The following is a 15,941-nucleotide window of genomic DNA, read 5'->3' as shown; positions in this document are numbered from 1 at the left end:
TTAGCAAACTAACCTGATATTTGTAAAAGCATAAAATAAAACCATATTATTTTGCTTTATTAAAGAAACAATTAACCACTGATTAATTAAATTTCACGCAATGATAACGATAAATGTACTGATTTGATTCTGTTTTGATAAAAAAATCGTTAATTCAGGACTAATCGAAACCCCCATTATTATGTTCCATTCAAAAATTGTTTTATGGTTGTTCAATCTTCAATTGCTATTGTGTAGCTGTCATAAAGAGAGCAGTAAAAGTGATTTTTCGAAAGGAGGTAATTTCTATAAAATAACATCCATCGGGAAATTAGCCCCCGAAGTAAATGAAAGCTCGGGCATTATAAAAAGTGCAAAAGACACAACCTTCTGGACGCATAACGACAGCGGAGGCAAACCTGAAATATATGAAGTAGATATGCATGGGAAGCTATTATCCACAATTCACTTTAATAATATTGAAAATGAAGATTGGGAAGAAATCACCAGAGATAAAAATGGGAATTTATATATCGGAGACATCGGTAATAATAGTAATACCAGAAGGAATCTAACGATTTATAAAGTAAACGAAAACAATCCTACCCATACAGAAGCCATCTCTTTTCATTATGCTGACCAAGAGCGTTTTCCGCCAGATAAAGCAGATAAGAATTTTGATTGCGAAGCGTTTTTTGTACATAGCGATAGCTTATATTTATTTTCAAAAAACCGAGGCAATGATTTTGTGAAAATGTATGCCGTTCCGACCAAGGCAGGGAATTATGCACTACTACCCAAAGGACAAGTATTGATTAATGCGATGGTGACTGGCGCAGCGATAAGTCCTGACGAAAAAACATTCGCACTTATAACCTATGGGAAGGTAGTATTTTTCAAAATCAAAAATCATATAATAGACTTCAAACATCCACAAAAATGCTACCTTTTGGCTTTTCAGCAATCAGAAGCGATTACTTTTTTAACAAATAATACGCTGTTGGTAACAAATGAGCAAGGAGAAATGATTAAAATTGACATTGAAAAAAAATGATAAATAACCGATGATTCCAAATATTCGTTTTCATTTTCATGGAATACCCAATGATAATTTGCTTAAATACCTCATTATGTTTTCTTTCATAGATTCTGTAAAGATTCAATGATTTAGATTTAACAATTTCGTAATATTGAGCTTATTAATTTTGCATTAACAATTGAGCAGAAGAAGTATTTAATTAGGGTTTTCTTAATGAAAATTATGGATTGCTGCAAACGAAAATATGGCAAACGCATTACCTATTCCCAAAATTTTACTGGTTGATGACGATCCAGACATCATTGAGTTGTTAGAATATAATCTTCAAAAAGAAGGTTTTGAAATTCAATCAGCTTTGGATGGCATTCAAGCTTTAGAAGTAGCAAAATTTTTCAAACCAGATTTGATTTTACTGGATGTTATGATGCCACGTCAGGATGGTATCGAAACGGCAAGACAGCTTCGTCTTATTCCAGAGTTTAAAGAGGTTTATATCTTATTTCTTACGGCGCGTGCTGAAGAGTACACTGAAGTAGCCGCTTTTGATGTAGGAGCAGACGATTACATCGTGAAGCCAATTAAACCTAGGGCTTTGGTAAGTAGGATAAAAGCGATGTTTAGGCGTGATGCACAGCAGATTGAAAATGATGAGAAAATTGAAATAGGCCAACTGGTGATAAATCGTACAAACTATAGTGTATTGAATGATGGAAGCCCTTTGGTAATGCCTAAAAAAGAATTTGAATTACTTTCATTCTTGGCCAAACATCCTAATAAAGTGTTTAACCGCGACGAATTATTAGAAAAAGTATGGGGGGCAGATGTGTACGTGGTAGAAAGAACAGTGGATGTTCATATTAGAAAATTGAGAGAAAAGATTCCTGAGCATTATATCAAAACCCTTAAAGGTGTTGGGTATATGTTTACCTTGGAAGACTAAATAGTATTAACGATTAAGGTTAGCAAAAGCAGTGTATATATTCTTGACACCTCAAGAATATATACACTGCTTTCTCATTTTGGATGAGCGAGTTTTACCCAAATTACCAATTTAGGGGATAATTCATTATTTTTGTGTAAATACGGTTTAGCCTTTTTTCACAGGATTTTCTTAGACAATGTTTTTATGTAAGAAATATTACCTTTTGTCTCGTATATGATGATTAATAAAATTATACTGTTATTTTTTTCTAGCCTTTCTTGTTTTAGTTGTAATGCCCAGAGTCCTGACCTGAGCAAACCTCAGAAACACGAATTTAGAGCAGTTTGGATAGCTACCGTAGAGAATATCGACTGGCCAAAATATGGTCAATATAATTCAGACCTTCAAAAACAAGATTTCATCCGAATTTTGGACGAGCATAAGAAATCGAACCTTAATGCTGTGTTTGTACAAGTACGAGATGCTTGCGATGCTTATTATGCCAAAGGTGCCGAGCCTTGGTCTGAATTTCTGACAGGTCAGCAAGGCAAATTCCCCACACCATTTTATGACCCTCTCAGTTTTATGATTGAAGAAGCCCATAGTAGAAACCTAGAGTTTCATGCTTGGCTAAACCTCAATCGTGCGACTTTTAAAAAAGGAAAAACGATTGCTCCAGACCATATCAGTGTAACAAAACCAGCATGGATGTTGGTATATGATGGACAAAAACTATTGAATTTTGGTATTCCCGAAGTAAGGAATTACATCACTGATATAGTAGTCCAAATTGCCAAAAACTATGATATAGATGGAATACATTTCGACGATTATTTTTATCCTTATGAGGTAGCAGGCGGCGTGTTGAAAGATGATGAAACTTTTAGAAAATATAATGGAGGTATCAAAAATATAAAAGATTGGCGGAGGAGTAATACTGATTCATTAATTTACCAAATTAGCGAAGGTATCAAAAAAGTAAAGCCAAGGATGAAATTTGGCATTAGTCCATTTGGTGTTTGGAGAAACTATAGCACCAAAAACCCCACAGGTTCGTTGACCAATGCTTCACAAACGTCGTATGATAATTTATATGCCGATACACGTAAATGGCTTCAACAGGGTTGGATAGATTACATTGCACCACAAATTTATTTTGACCAAGCTCATGGCAAAATACCTTTTAACGAACTAGCATTGTGGTGGGGACAAAATAGCTTTGGCAAGCACCTCTACATCGGACATGGAATTTATAAAATTAAAGCGGGTTGGTTACTGACAGAAGCCCCAAAGCAGATTAAATTTAATCGTGCAAACCCGACGACAATTCAAGGGAGTATCTTTTTTAGTTCAAAAAGTTTAACAGAAAACTACGGAGGTTTTCAAGACTCTCTAAGGAATAATTATTACCACTATCCTGCCATTATTCCCGCTATGTCTTGGAAAGATAGCATTCCGCCTTTATCACCACAAAAGTTAATTGTCGTCAAAAATGATGAGGGCACCCCTGTGTTGACTTGGCAACCTGGGGAAAAGGCTACTGATGGTGACGAAAATAATTATTTTGTAGTCTATCGTTTTGAAAAAGGAGAAAAACCAGACCTATCAAAAGCAATAAAAATAATTTACATAGGCAAAAGCAACACTTTTAATGATACTTCTGTGGAGAAATACCGTGGTTATATTTATTGTGTGACTTCCTTTGACAGACTTCATAATGAGTCACAAGACTATGCTCTTTTTACGACCGAATATGGCTATTAATCCTTAGAATAGCATTTGTCGATAAGGGAGATTCCAACGAATACCAAAAGATTGTATCGTATTGGTATAATCCAATAAAGGGTTGCCACTTTTGTAATTACGACTTAGCAAGTGTAAGTCTATGAAAAAGTTATGCTTGAATTGATACGATGCCCTTACATCATAAATCATTGTATTAGCACTTCTACCTTGCCCGATAAAATTACCATAATCATCACCATAAAGTACTTTTCTACTTCTAGTATCATAACTTTTTTGAATGTTTCCTCCCCAGTTTTCAGTTGGAGTTCTGTCTTCACCGAATTTTGCGTAAATAATCGTAGCAACGATATTAAGTTTTTTGGCAGGTTGCCAACGAATAATATTAGACCATTCAACAAAATTGGCTCCAAGCGGATGCGCTAAGGCTTGGTTATACTGTGTATAATTTGAACCGTCGGAATGGCTATAAGTATATGGGCGAGCAGCATTTACTTCAGTCTGGAAATCTAGATTACTTATCCCAAATACATCAATATATTTTGCTCCAGCTTGAAAAGCATATTTATTAGCCCAATATCCTGATGATTTGAAAATCTCTTTAGCAATAAATTCATCTAACATTAACTGACCATAGATTGAAAAACGCTGGGCAAAATTCCATTTGAAATCTAGGCCAATCAGGGCATTGTCGCCACTGCCTTGAAAACTTTCTACTGAGCGATAAAAAATTACTGGATTCAAATAATTCAAATCGAATCTATCACCATTTGTGCTATCACGTTGAAAAATAATGCTTTCAGAGATACCAATATTTAAATTGTTAGAAATATTTAGGCTAAGGTGATGCATGGCCATGTATTTCTTTGGGAAAATCTGGCTGTTAGGTTGTAAACCTGTATAGACTAGCTGAGTAAAAAGGTTTTGGTATTGAAACTTACCGATATGGGTGTTGATTTTAAGAAACAAATTAGGAGCAGCATTATCCGAAAGTAGCATTGACCTGAAACCATTTCCAATAAAATTCTTATCATGCCCAAATTGTAGTTGGATATTTTTAGTGGCTTGAAAAGTAATATAAGCCCTTGCAGCAAAGAAATCTGCACCATAAGGATTATTCTTGAATGCCTTGGTTAGTCCTTCACCCGGCATTCCGGGTAGGCGGAGGTCTGCTTGTCTAAACTCGTTTTGGTTATAAGAATCAACAAAAGTCTTTACATAGTCGGGAATATAAGCTTGGTTCTCGGAAATGAAGGTGTAAAAACCTACTTTTCTATTAATCATTCCACGAATTTCGATGCCACGAGTATTTAAGCTTGTACTATTCTGAGTACCGCCCGATACTGCACCATATTCTAAATTAAGTACAGGACTGACGTGTAAATCAAGAATATCGTCGGAATTAGAATAAGCGTCTGCTTTTTTTTGATAAAATATTTTCCAGAAAGGCTTTTTGCTGTTGCCCGTAGTATCGTTGTTTTTCCATTCCCAACTGTCGTTTTCAAGATATTGAAGGTTAAATCTATCTCTGTCCGACAATATCATCGAATTGCTTGCCCAGATGCTATCGACCAATTGTACTACACCTTTGCGGGTATAAGGTTTGATAGTAGTATGAAAACCCTCAGAAAATTTTCCACGCTTTATTTCATAACGATCTATTAAATGATAATAGTCTTGATTGAGGGGAACGAAAACACTTTGTGCTTGAGTATAAATACTTGCAAAGGAGCAAACTAAAAGAGTAAAAAAACGTAATTTTTGATACATAATTTTATTAAGGTTTGGGCATTTCATTTTACAATTAATACCTTCGCAAGTTAGTTTAAAATTATTGATTGAAAATTAAATAATTTCATGAGGAGATTTAATCAATAGAAAGTATAAATACTTGACTTACAACTACTAACACATAATTATGACATTTGGAAAATATTTTACCGTAATGCTTGCAACAGCCATTAAATTTTTTAATGGTCCTATCGCTGGAATTTTATTGGGATTGACTTGGTGGGAAACAGCTATTTGTTGTATCATTGGTATGATGACGACTGTAACCTTAATCACTTTTTTAGGAAAAAGAATTCAAACTTTAATAGGTAAATATCGGAAATCAAAGCCTAAATTGTTTTCAAAAAGGACAAGATTTGCTGTTAAAATCTGGAAAAAACTAGGCATTTGGGGTATTGCTTGTTTTACTCCATTGTTTTTTACACCAATAGGTGGAACACTTTTAGCTTTATCTTTTAAAGTACCCTTCGCAAAGATTTTCTTCACAATGCTACTTTTTGCGGTATCTTGGGGTATTATTTTTAGTTATCTAATTTTCCAGATTACATGGTTGAAATCACTATTTGTTTGATTATTTCTTCTTATAATCTCCACGCGAAAAGAACTTTTCAATCATACAATAAAGCAAGATAAAGAAATATCTGCTTCCCATTTCTTTGATTTTTAGTTTTGATTCTCCATATTTTCTATTAGTCCAACTATTAGGAACAATAGCAAAAGAATAACCTCTAACATAGGCCTTTAGGGGTAATTCTACTGTTAAATTAAAGTGTGGAGATATGAATGGTTTGATACCTTCAATGGTTTCTCTTTTGTATAATTTGAAGGCATTGGTGGTATCATTGTATTTGATACCTACTAAAAAACGAATGATTAGATTGGCTACTCTATTGATATAAAGTTTCAGAGGAGGGTAATCGATGGTTTTTCCACCTTTCATAAAACGGCTTCCAAAAACGGCATCAACGTTTTTTTCAAGCATGGTGTTGTAATACTTTACTAAATCGTTGGGGTCGTCAGACATATCAGCCATCATTACCGCTACGCAGTCGCCAGTAAAACGTTCAAGGCCATATCTAACAGCATAGCCAAAACCGTTAGGGCCTTTGTTTGTATAATAAACTAATGTAGGAATTTCTTTTTGTAGTGCTTGCAAAACAGCCTCCGTATGGTCTTTTGAGTTATCGTTTGTTACACAAATTTCATGCTCAATGCCATTTTCTTGAAGGGTTTGATATAATGACCTCAACGTTTCAGGAATTGACTCTTCTTCGTTATATGCTGGAATTACTACACTAAGTTTCATTGCTATCAACAATGAATCCGTTTGATAGTAAACGGATTCATCTTTTAATTAAATATTTTAAAGCGAAATCAAAATAGTTACATCTCTTATAAACGAGATGCAATGCCATCATGAATTTGTTGTAAAGTTTCGTTTAATCCGAAAGTCCAATTCCAGTTTGGATAATGAGACTTGAATTTAGAAAGGTCAGAAACGTACCAAATATGGTCACCGATTCTATTCGTTTCAGAATAGCTAAAGCTCATTTTTTTGCCAGTCATTTCCTCACAAATAGCAATTGCCTCAAGCATTGAACAGTTGGCGAATCGTCCACCACCAGCATTATACACTTCACCAGCACGTGGGTTTTGATAGAAATTCCAGAACATATTCACTAAATCATAAGAGTGAATATTATCACGTACTTGCTTGCCTTTGTAGCCAAAGATGGTATAGTGATTACCAGTAATAGCACATTTCATCAGGTAAGACAAGAAACCATGTAGGGCCGTACCTGAATGGTTTGGACCTGTTAAGCATCCACCACGAAAAATACCAGTTTTCATGCCGAAATAACGACCATATTCTTGCACCAATACGTCGGCTGCTACTTTAGAAGCGCCAAATAATGAGTGTTTGGTATGGTCGATGCTATGATTTTCGTCGATACCGTTTTCAAAATAAGGGTGACTTGCGTCAATCTCATAACGTGTTTCCGTTTCGATTAATGGTAAATAATTTGGATTATCCCCATAAACTTTATTCGTTGACGTAAAGATAAACACAGCATCTGGTGCATGCAAACGTGTCATTTCCAACATATTTAATGTACCGTTAGCATTCACTGAGAAGTCTGTGAAAGGTTCTTTTGCCGCCCAATCGTGCGATGGTTGTGCAGCTGTATGTAATACACACTTGATATCAGTACCGTATTCTTTAAAGATTACTTCTAGTTGAGGAACCTCACGAATATCAGCTTGATAATGTTTGTAATTAGTATATTGTTCCTCCAAACGATTACGGTTCCAAGCAGTAGAGGCTTCGTTACCAAAGAAGTACTGACGCATATTATTATCAATACCTATTACTAAATCAAATTTTTCTGAAAAGAAAGCGACTGCCTCACTGCCGATTAATCCAGCAGAGCCTGTTACAAGAGCTATGTTCATTATATTGGTTCAAAGTTAAGAAATACGAAAAGCGTCACAATCTTAATTGCAACGCTTTGAGATGTGATATTAGGTAGAAATTATATCCAAGAAGTCAAGATTAATTACCTTGAGCATTCGTACTATCATTGAATAGTTTTTCACGAATTTTGATTGCTCTTACTTCGTTTTCAGGCTTTGCTGTATATTTATTTTTTGTCTGACGAGCAGCAGAATCTGGATGTACACCATACACATATTCATCTCCTTCATGAACGTCTGCTTGTTTGATGGTATTATTTTTTTGATAGTCACAAGCGATGGCTAACAAAGCGATACTGGCGATAGCTAAGATATTTTTGCGATTCATTTTTTCCGTGATATTCTGGTTTGATGACACAAAAATAACAGGGGATTCCCAATTAAAAAAGTTTATCATAAAGTTTAACCCTTTTTAATAATATTCTAAGAATTTTTAATTTTAATCTTGGTAAAAGATAAATCATAAAATATGGATATCTGTTTAGTCTTTGAAAATATAATAGACCAGTGAGGGTACTGATTATGAGAACGTTAAAAAAAATGTATTAAAAAATAAGCAAAAAAATTTGATTATTTGAAATAATGGAATTATCATTGCAGAACAATTCACAATCCTGTGTGTTTCTTCCGTTAAGATTTTGATTATTAAATACTTAACATCATACATCCACATCATTCTAATATTTCCCAAATTTGACTTTAAAGTTGACAATCTTTTTTAAGATGTTTTTTATTAATATTTTTTAACCACAATTTAGAAAGACTTTAATTGTAGATAGTCTATTCATTAACCCTTATGTACAAAATTGAAGAATTAGACATGATGCTTATATCTGAGCTTCATGAGCTTGCCAAAGAATATGCCATTTCTAATGTTAATGACCTTCCCAAAAAAGAACTCATCTACAAAATTCTTGATAAACAGGCGGTAATGCCCACAAAAAGCCGCAAACCTTCCAGCAAAGATACTATGCAAGACGATAATAAAACAGAACGAAAAGTGAGGAAAGATTCCGGAGCAGCTTCAGATAGTCCTCGTCCTAAAAGACAGCGTATTTCTAAAGAAGATGCTGAAAATCCAGCAGTGAGTGCTAAAAATGCAACACCCAAAGCAAGCCCTATAGAACAACCTAAGGTAAAACCGACAAAGGAAGTAAAAGAAATAAAAGCTAAACCTGAGGTAGTAACAGAAATAGCTTATGAATTTGATGAAGAACCAATCGTAGATTTTCCCATTGAAGTAGAAGAAGAATTTGCTATTGATACATCATTTATTACACCTGATGAGCCAACGGGTGGTTTACCACAAGAACAGGAAGTACGGAGCAATGAAGTGACTCGTCAGAACAATAACGGGAATTTCAAAAAACCAATCTATAATCAAGCCATTCGTGAGTTTGATGGCATCATTGAAAATGAAGGCGTACTTGAAATTATGCAAGATGGAGGATATGGTTTCCTACGTTCAGCAGACTATAACTACCTAGCTTCGCCCGATGATATTTATGTTTCTCCTTCACAAATCAAACTATTTGGTTTAAAAACAGGGGATACCGTTCGTGGTTCGATTCGCCCGCCTAAAGAAGGAGAAAAGTATTTTGCCCTTTTAAGAGTAGAATCTGTTAACGGAAAAACTACTGAAGAAATCAGAGATAGAATTCCTTTTGAATATTTAACACCGCTTTTCCCAGAAGAAAAATTAAAGCTTTCTTCGCGCCCAGACCAATATTCAACCCGTATTCTGGACTTATTTGCCCCAATTGGTAAAGGTCAACGTGGGATGATTGTAGCCCAACCTAAGACAGGTAAAACGGTATTGTTGAAAGAGATTGCGAATGCTATTTCTAAAAACCACCCAGAAGTTTATTTATTGATTTTGTTGATAGACGAACGTCCAGAAGAAGTTACAGATATGCAACGTAGCGTTAGGGCAGAAGTAATATCATCAACCTTTGATGAACAAGCTGAACGCCACGTAAAAGTAGCAAGCATTGTTTTAGAAAAAGCAAAACGTATGGTTGAATGCGGACATGATGTAGTAATTCTGCTAGATTCTATCACTCGTTTAGCACGTGCGTATAATACTGTCGTTCCTTCATCAGGAAAAATTTTATCGGGTGGTGTTGATGCTAACGCATTGCACAAACCAAAACGTTTTTTTGGTGCTGCCAGAAATGTAGAAAACGGTGGTTCGTTAACAATTATCGCTACGGCGTTGATAGATACAGGCTCAAAAATGGATGAAGTAATTTTTGAAGAATTCAAAGGTACTGGTAACATGGAATTACAGCTAGACCGTAAATTGTCTAACCGTAGAATGTATCCAGCCATTGATGTTACCGCTTCAGGTACTCGTCGTGAAGACTTATTGATGGATAAAGAAACCCTACAAAGAGTATGGATTCTGAGAAAACACATGAGTGACATGAATTCTGTGGAGGCTATGGAGTTTTTACAACAACAAATGAAAGGCACAAGAACCAACGAAGAGTTCTTGGTTTCGATGAATAGATAATAGTTTTTGAGGAGATAAATTTGAAAAAATAAAAACATAATTTTAGATTTGCATCCTCAAAATCGGGATGTGGCGCAGTCCGGTAGCGTACACGTCTGGGGACGTGTAGTCGCAGACGGTCGGCCGTTGCCGTTCAAATCCTGTCATCCCGACATAAAGAAAGGACAAAGTTGATTAATTCAGCTTTGTCCTTTTTTATTGCCCTGAAATTTAAAATATTGTATTTACAGCCTTGTTAAAATGTCCTATAAAAAAACAACGAAATTGAAAGCCCTATAACATTATCAGGCTTTTTGTTTTAACTGCATGGAATTTTCAAACCTTTTTTATAAATTATGTTGCCTATACGATGTTAAATTTATCAATCAAAACGTATAGTTCTTGCCTCGTGGCTAAAATGAGTAACGATAATTTAAAACACTACAAACAAAATGGGACTATTTGACAAATTAAGGAATGAATTTATTGACATTATTGAATGGATTGACGAATCTAATAATACATTGGTATATCGTTTCGATCGTTATCAAAACGAAATTAAAAACGGAGCTAAACTAATCGTCCGTGAAAGTCAGGTGGCTGTATTTATCAAAGAGGGAAACATAGCTGACGTTTTTACACCTGGTACACATACATTAAGTACCGCAAACCTCCCTATTCTTTCAACGTTAGAAGGCTGGAAGTATGGATTTGATAGTCCTTTTAAAGCTGAAGTTTATTTTGTTAGTACGCGTAATATTACTGATCAAAAATGGGGGACAAAGAATGCTATTACACTTCATGATAACCGTTATGGAATGATTGAGATTCGTGCCTTTGGCACCTATGTAATACGTGTGAAAGACGCAGCAGTTTTTATGAAAGAAATTGTTGGGACAGATGGTTATTTTACAACCGATAAAATTGCGGAACAATTAAAAAGCATGATTGTAGCAAGGTTTACTGATACAATTGGCAAAGCAAATTTACCTGTTGAAAATTATGCATCAAATATACACGGAGTATCGCAATTAGTCCACGAAGCCATTGAGAGTGAGTTTGAAGAATACGGCATTGAGTTAACTAAATTTGTCATTGAAAATGTTTCAATGCCTGATAAAGTTAAAGAAGAAATATTTGAATATAGCCGTCTGAATGCTATTGATTTAGATAAGCTTACCAAAATGAAAATGGCTAAGGCCATAGAAGGGGCTGCTGAAAATGATGGGACAGCAGGAGCAGGAATGGGGTTTGCTGTGGCTGGAATGATGAATCATGTTTTTCAACAAAGCTCACAAAACCAATCATCACCTCAAACACCTCCACCAGTACCCACAGCTTTAACTTATTACACCGTAATAAATGGGCAACAATCTGGTCCATTTGAAATAGATACCTTAAAGCAAATGGCTGTTCAAAATGTATTTACAAAAGAGACACTGGTATGGTATGCAGGCATGGCAAACTGGAGTAAAGCAGGTGTATTGCCTGAATTAAAACATCTATTTGAATTACTTCCTCCACCAATACCAGTCCAGTAGAATGGAAGATACAGAAAATAAACCTAGTGAAGGCATAAAGTTTGCCTGTACTGGCTGTGGGGCTCACTTAAAATACAAAGCTGGTACACAGTTGCTTCGTTGTGAATATTGTGGCTTTGAAAATCAAATTATCAGTAAAAATGAACCTATTGAAGAACTTGATTATGTTGAGTTTCTTGATAATAGGGTTTCTAATAAAACTATTGCTGAACATTTTGTAACATGCGAAAGTTGTAATGCTACTTCAACAATAAGTGACTTAAGTTCTGCTTGTTGCCCTTATTGTTCAACTCCGTTAATTATCAAAAATGCTTTTACTGAAAATGTTATTCAGCCCAAATCATTACTTCCTTTTAAGCTTGATATAGGCCACGCCAAAGATGAGTTTAAAAAATGGCTTAATAGTCGTTGGTTTGCGCCAAGCGACTTAAAGAAAGTACTTACTATTGATAATTTTAAAGGAGTTTATTTGCCCTATTGGACGTATGATACTTACACATACACTAGCTATACTGGCGAGCAGGGTATCTATTACTACGAAACAGAAATGTACACTGTAACAGAAAATGGCAAATCAGTTACACAAACGCGTCAAGTTCGTAAAACGCGATGGTATTATGTAAGTGGTAATGTTCAGGTATCATTTGATGATTTATTAGTGCCTGCCACTAAATCGCTTCCACCTGCTTACATCCTTCAGCTTGAACCTTGGGACATGGAAAATTTAGTGCCTTTTGATAAAAGTTATTTGAGTGGATTTATAACTGAAAAATATCAAATTGACCTTAAAGAAGGATTTGAAGTCGCTAAAAATATGACTGAGGAAAGAATCAGGGAGGTTATTAGAAGAGATATTGGAGGAGACGAACAAAGAATCAATAGTAAAAATACTGGCTACAAAAACATTACTTTTAAACATTTATTATTCCCTGTGTATGTTAGTGTTTACAAATACAATAACAAAGTGTATCAGTTTTTAGTAAATGCACGTACTGGCGAAGTTCAGGGTGAGCGCCCTTATAGTTGGATAAAAATAACTTTTGCTGTGCTTGGGATTATTGCTGTGATAGCGTCGGTAATATTCTATTTTAACAATTATCAAAGGTAATAATTGGTGTTAGTGTTAGAAACCTTCTTATTTTAAAAAAATATTTAAAAAAACAGTAAATCATCTGAGTTTTTACTTGGTCTGGCATGACAATTTGGTATTTATAAAGTCGAATACATATTGAAGCTGTTTAAACTTTCCGTTTCTGAGGTGAAAGTATTGTATTTTTGAATTGATTTTTTCAAAATTTGGGAAGCATAGCATCTCTACGTTGAGTAAATTTTGGAACAAGCTATGCTAAAAGACTTAGTTTAACCCGTAAGGGAAAGTTTAAACAGCTTCATTATAAACCAAGTACTTTAAAAAATAACAAAGATGAAAAAACTAAAAAAATATCTCTTAATCACAGTGTTATTCATGCTCGTGGTGCCTGTTTCGGTACAAGCAGAGACCTCTGAACTAGAAAAAGTAAAAACAGAAAAAGCAGCATCTCCCGAGGTGAAGGCCGAGGTAAAGTCTATGATGAATAGGCTAGAAGAAATAAAAGCAATGGATAAATCGAACATGAGTTCGGCTGAAAAGAAAGCCTTACGACAAGAAGTTCGTTCTATCAAAAAATCTATGAAAGAAGTAGGCGGAGGTGTTTACCTTTCAGCAGGGGCAATTATCATTATTGTTTTATTGTTGATTCTTTTACTTTAATTATTTATTGAGGTGTGAGCTAGCAAATGCGTTGACTAATTCACACCTCAAACTTTTTTATATCCTTCGTACTAAATGTGATGAAGGCTGATTAAAACAAACTTCCATTATTTCTCCGCACATACCTTGGAAAAGGCAAAAAAGATTGACGCCTTCAATAAACTTATTCAAGTAAATAATGACCGCATAGTAGGTTATGAAACTGCCTTTAAAGAAACACTAGATACATCCTTAAAAACCTTGTTTACTCATTGCATACAAACAAGTAAAGCAAATAACAAAGTTCTTATTCATGAAGTAGAACAATTAGGAGGCGAACCCATAAAAGGAACCAAAACGGCTTTTAAGTTCCTAAGAGTTTGGATGGAAATCAAGACGTGGCTTACAAATCATGCTAATAAATCTATTCTACAGTCGTGTGTTTTTGGCGAAAAGATCGCTCTAATAATATACAAAAAAGTACTAGACGACCATCTGGAAATCCTTGAGGATAAATACGTCGTTATGATTACTACGCAGTTATCTTTTATTGAAAATGATTACCATCAGGTAAAGAGCCAACTAAGCCAATAATATACCTCATAAATATTCAACTTTCAGGATATTCAGTTGCCCATCAAATGTATAATTCCTTGGAGTACCTGTTGGAATATTTACTTTCGAGATTGCCTCATTATCAATTTTTTCTAAATACATCATTAAGGCTCGCAAACTATTCCCATGTGCTACTATCAGCACGTTCTCACCATCTTTCAGCTTTGGTTCTATCTCTGACTGATAATAGGGAACAGTTCTGTTATAAGTATCTTCCAGACTCTCTCCTCCGGGTGGACGAACTGCAAAGCTTCTTCGCCAAATCAATACTTGTTCTTCTCCATACTTTTTGGCTGTTTCTTCCTTATTAAGTCCTTGCAAATCTCCATACTTCCGTTCATCTAAAGCGCCATTTCTAACAACTGGCATAGTTTTTTGATGAATTTCTTGTAGAATAATTGCTAAAGATTTCTGAGCACGTTTCAACATTGAGGTATAAGCAATATCATAGTTGATTGCTTTAATCTTTTTCCCTGCCGACAAAGCTTCTTGTTCTCCTAAAGGAGTCAATGCTACGTCTACATTTCCAGTGAAACGATTTTCTAAATTATAGGACGATTGCCCGTGCCGTATCAATGTTAATATCGCCATCTGTTTATTTTATCAGTACTGAAAAGTAAGTATAATAACATAACGATATTAATGCATAGCTTATTCGAGGAAGTTCTAAATAGTATAGCGATTATAAAGAAAATAAGCGTTTGTAACGGTGAAATGCTTTTGAAACTATATCCTTTCCTAACTACTTTCATTAACAAAGTTATATACCGTTTAAAGCCCTTTGGTATAGGGAATGAGATTTTATGAAAACAGATTCAGAAATGTCAAAAGTTGGAGTAGGGAAAAAATACGTTATCTCAAAAAAGATAGATGCTTTTTTGATAGATTTATACAATGTCTATACGTTTATTCTCCGATTTTTCAGAGAAGCTTTTTCTGCTCCTTTTGAATTCAAGGAAATCATCAATCAATGCTATTTGGTTGGTTATAAGTCATTAGCCTTAATTTCTTTAACAGGTTTTATTACGGGCATCGTATTCACTAAGCAGTCTCGCCCATCATTGGCAAACTTTGGCGCTACCTCGTGGCTACCGTCGCTAATATCTATTGCTATCGTCAAAGCCTTGGCACCATTAGTTACGTCTTTGATAGCGGCAGGCAAGGTAGGTTCTAACATGGGAGCCGAACTAGGCTCAATGAAAGTAACCGAACAAATTGATGCGATGGAAGTATCAGCTACCAATCCATTCAAATATTTGGTAGTGACCCGTATTATAGCCGTTACAATCATGATTCCTATTTTGGTTTTATATACAGGTTTTGTAGGCATGATGGGCTCTTATTTAAATATCCACAAAACGGAGCTAACCAGTTTTGTTGCTTTTTTTAAAAGTGCTTTTGCAAACATTACCTTTTTAGATATTTATGCTTCTATTTTCAAAGCCATTTGTTATGGTTTTACCATTGGCGTAGCGGGTTGTTATCAAGGTTATCATGCTGGAAACGGTACGCAAGGCGTGGGCAAAGCTGCTAATACGGCAGTAGTAATATCCATGTTTTTGATTTTTGTAGAAGAAATGGTTATTGTACAATTTGTGAATGCTATTAGGTAA

15 protein-coding genes and 1 tRNA gene are annotated in these 15,941 nt (G+C 35.0%); 11 read left to right on the top strand and 5 right to left on the bottom strand.

From position 1 onward, the window contains the following. Positions 1-181 precede the first annotated feature (181 nt). The 3 genes from VB264_RS00525 to VB264_RS00515 all read left to right on the top strand — a co-directional run bounded on the left by VB264_RS00525 (position 182) and on the right by VB264_RS00515 (position 3,704). Positions 182-1,033 carry a hypothetical protein gene (locus VB264_RS00525; protein ID WP_323246065.1) on the top strand — a complete coding sequence of 284 codons (852 nt, stop codon included), beginning with the start codon at positions 182-184 and terminating at the stop codon, positions 1,031-1,033. A gap of 229 nt (positions 1,034-1,262) precedes the next feature. Further along, positions 1,263-1,958, top strand: coding sequence for a response regulator transcription factor (locus tag VB264_RS00520; protein ID WP_309914109.1), 696 nt, complete (start codon positions 1,263-1,265; stop codon positions 1,956-1,958). A gap of 216 nt (positions 1,959-2,174) precedes the next feature. Further along, entirely contained in the window at positions 2,175-3,704 is a 1,530-nt protein-coding gene (locus tag VB264_RS00515; RefSeq protein WP_323246064.1) for a glycoside hydrolase family 10 protein, read from the top strand. 3 nt (positions 3,705-3,707) lie between these two features. On the opposite strand, the gene VB264_RS00510 is transcribed toward VB264_RS00515, so the two are convergent. Continuing rightward, positions 3,708-5,453 (bottom strand): hypothetical protein, encoded by a 1,746-nt coding sequence (locus VB264_RS00510; RefSeq protein WP_309914116.1) that lies wholly within the window; start codon positions 5,451-5,453, stop codon positions 3,708-3,710. 148 nt (positions 5,454-5,601) lie between these two features. Here VB264_RS00510 and VB264_RS00505 point away from each other — a divergent pair, with 148 nt between their 5' ends. Then, positions 5,602-6,045: a small multi-drug export protein gene (locus VB264_RS00505; protein WP_323246063.1), complete on the top strand. Its 444-nt coding sequence runs from the start codon at positions 5,602-5,604 to the stop codon at positions 6,043-6,045. Here VB264_RS00505 and VB264_RS00500 read toward each other — a convergent pair whose 3' ends face one another. From VB264_RS00500 to VB264_RS00490, 3 genes are all read right to left on the bottom strand, one after another. Then, entirely contained in the window at positions 6,046-6,780 is a 735-nt protein-coding gene (locus VB264_RS00500) for a glycosyltransferase family 2 protein (RefSeq protein ID WP_323246062.1), read from the bottom strand. It abuts the gene before it with no gap. An 86-nt stretch (positions 6,781-6,866) separates the two neighbouring features. Continuing rightward, positions 6,867-7,928, bottom strand: coding sequence for an NAD-dependent epimerase/dehydratase family protein (locus VB264_RS00495; RefSeq protein ID WP_323246061.1), 1,062 nt, complete (start codon positions 7,926-7,928; stop codon positions 6,867-6,869). A 100-nt stretch (positions 7,929-8,028) separates the two neighbouring features. Then, a complete protein-coding gene (locus VB264_RS00490; protein WP_309994555.1) occupies positions 8,029-8,277 on the bottom strand; it encodes a hypothetical protein in 249 nt (82 codons plus the stop codon). A 468-nt stretch (positions 8,278-8,745) separates the two neighbouring features. Between VB264_RS00490 and rho the strand changes: the two genes are divergently transcribed. The 6 genes from rho (at position 8,746) to VB264_RS00460 (ending at position 14,307) form a co-directional block, all read left to right on the top strand. Then, entirely contained in the window at positions 8,746-10,464 is a 1,719-nt protein-coding gene (gene rho / locus VB264_RS00485) for a transcription termination factor Rho (RefSeq protein WP_323246060.1), read from the top strand. Between the two features lie 63 nt (positions 10,465-10,527). Further along, positions 10,528-10,616: transfer RNA gene (locus VB264_RS00480), tRNA-OTHER, on the top strand. A gap of 279 nt (positions 10,617-10,895) precedes the next feature. Further along, complete coding sequence (locus tag VB264_RS00475; RefSeq protein ID WP_323246059.1) at positions 10,896-11,984, top strand: SPFH domain-containing protein; 1,089 nt, start codon at positions 10,896-10,898, stop codon at positions 11,982-11,984. Between the two features lies 1 nt (position 11,985). Further along, a complete protein-coding gene (locus VB264_RS00470; RefSeq protein WP_323246058.1) occupies positions 11,986-13,092 on the top strand; it encodes a hypothetical protein in 1,107 nt (368 codons plus the stop codon). 315 nt (positions 13,093-13,407) lie between these two features. Further along, positions 13,408-13,734: a hypothetical protein gene (locus VB264_RS00465; protein ID WP_323246057.1), complete on the top strand. Its 327-nt coding sequence runs from the start codon at positions 13,408-13,410 to the stop codon at positions 13,732-13,734. Positions 13,735-13,860: 126 nt separating this feature from the next. After that, a complete protein-coding gene (locus VB264_RS00460; RefSeq protein ID WP_323246056.1) occupies positions 13,861-14,307 on the top strand; it encodes a PA2169 family four-helix-bundle protein in 447 nt (148 codons plus the stop codon). Between the two features lie 6 nt (positions 14,308-14,313). Here VB264_RS00460 and VB264_RS00455 read toward each other — a convergent pair whose 3' ends face one another. Further along, positions 14,314-14,919: a 2,3-bisphosphoglycerate-dependent phosphoglycerate mutase gene (locus VB264_RS00455; protein ID WP_323246055.1), complete on the bottom strand. Its 606-nt coding sequence runs from the start codon at positions 14,917-14,919 to the stop codon at positions 14,314-14,316. 212 nt (positions 14,920-15,131) lie between these two features. Between VB264_RS00455 and VB264_RS00450 the strand changes: the two genes are divergently transcribed. Further along, on the top strand, positions 15,132-15,941 hold the full coding sequence (locus VB264_RS00450) for an MlaE family ABC transporter permease (RefSeq protein WP_323246054.1): 810 nt from the start codon (positions 15,132-15,134) through the stop codon (positions 15,939-15,941).

The sequence above is a fragment of the Arcicella aquatica genome, from assembly GCF_034928825.1.
In the GTDB taxonomy this organism is placed as follows: Bacteria; Bacteroidota; Bacteroidia; order Cytophagales; family Spirosomataceae; genus Arcicella; species Arcicella aquatica.
Note: the sequence above shows the minus strand (reverse complement) of the source record. Positions and strands in the feature narration are given on the sequence as shown.

Bases quoted from the DNA above. Each gene is read 5' to 3' on its own strand.
- VB264_RS00500 (WP_323246062.1), bottom strand. From the start codon at position 6,780: ATGAAACTTAGTGTAGTAATTCCAGCATATAACGAAGAAGAGTCAATT.
- VB264_RS00490 (WP_309994555.1), bottom strand. From the start codon at position 8,277: ATGAATCGCAAAAATATCTTAGCTATCGCCAGTATCGCTTTGTTAGCC.
- VB264_RS00495 (WP_323246061.1), bottom strand. From the start codon at position 7,928: ATGAACATAGCTCTTGTAACAGGCTCTGCTGGATTAATCGGCAGTGAG.
- VB264_RS00525 (WP_323246065.1), top strand. From the start codon at position 182: ATGTTCCATTCAAAAATTGTTTTATGGTTGTTCAATCTTCAATTGCTA.
- VB264_RS00450 (WP_323246054.1), top strand. From the start codon at position 15,132: ATGAAAACAGATTCAGAAATGTCAAAAGTTGGAGTAGGGAAAAAATAC.
- VB264_RS00475 (WP_323246059.1), top strand. From the start codon at position 10,896: ATGGGACTATTTGACAAATTAAGGAATGAATTTATTGACATTATTGAA.
- VB264_RS00455 (WP_323246055.1), bottom strand. From the start codon at position 14,919: ATGGCGATATTAACATTGATACGGCACGGGCAATCGTCCTATAATTTA.
- VB264_RS00465 (WP_323246057.1), top strand. From the start codon at position 13,408: ATGAAAAAACTAAAAAAATATCTCTTAATCACAGTGTTATTCATGCTC.
- VB264_RS00515 (WP_323246064.1), top strand. From the start codon at position 2,175: ATGATGATTAATAAAATTATACTGTTATTTTTTTCTAGCCTTTCTTGT.
- VB264_RS00510 (WP_309914116.1), bottom strand. From the start codon at position 5,453: ATGTATCAAAAATTACGTTTTTTTACTCTTTTAGTTTGCTCCTTTGCA.
- VB264_RS00520 (WP_309914109.1), top strand. From the start codon at position 1,263: ATGGCAAACGCATTACCTATTCCCAAAATTTTACTGGTTGATGACGAT.
- rho (WP_323246060.1), top strand. From the start codon at position 8,746: ATGTACAAAATTGAAGAATTAGACATGATGCTTATATCTGAGCTTCAT.
- VB264_RS00505 (WP_323246063.1), top strand. From the start codon at position 5,602: ATGACATTTGGAAAATATTTTACCGTAATGCTTGCAACAGCCATTAAA.
- VB264_RS00470 (WP_323246058.1), top strand. From the start codon at position 11,986: ATGGAAGATACAGAAAATAAACCTAGTGAAGGCATAAAGTTTGCCTGT.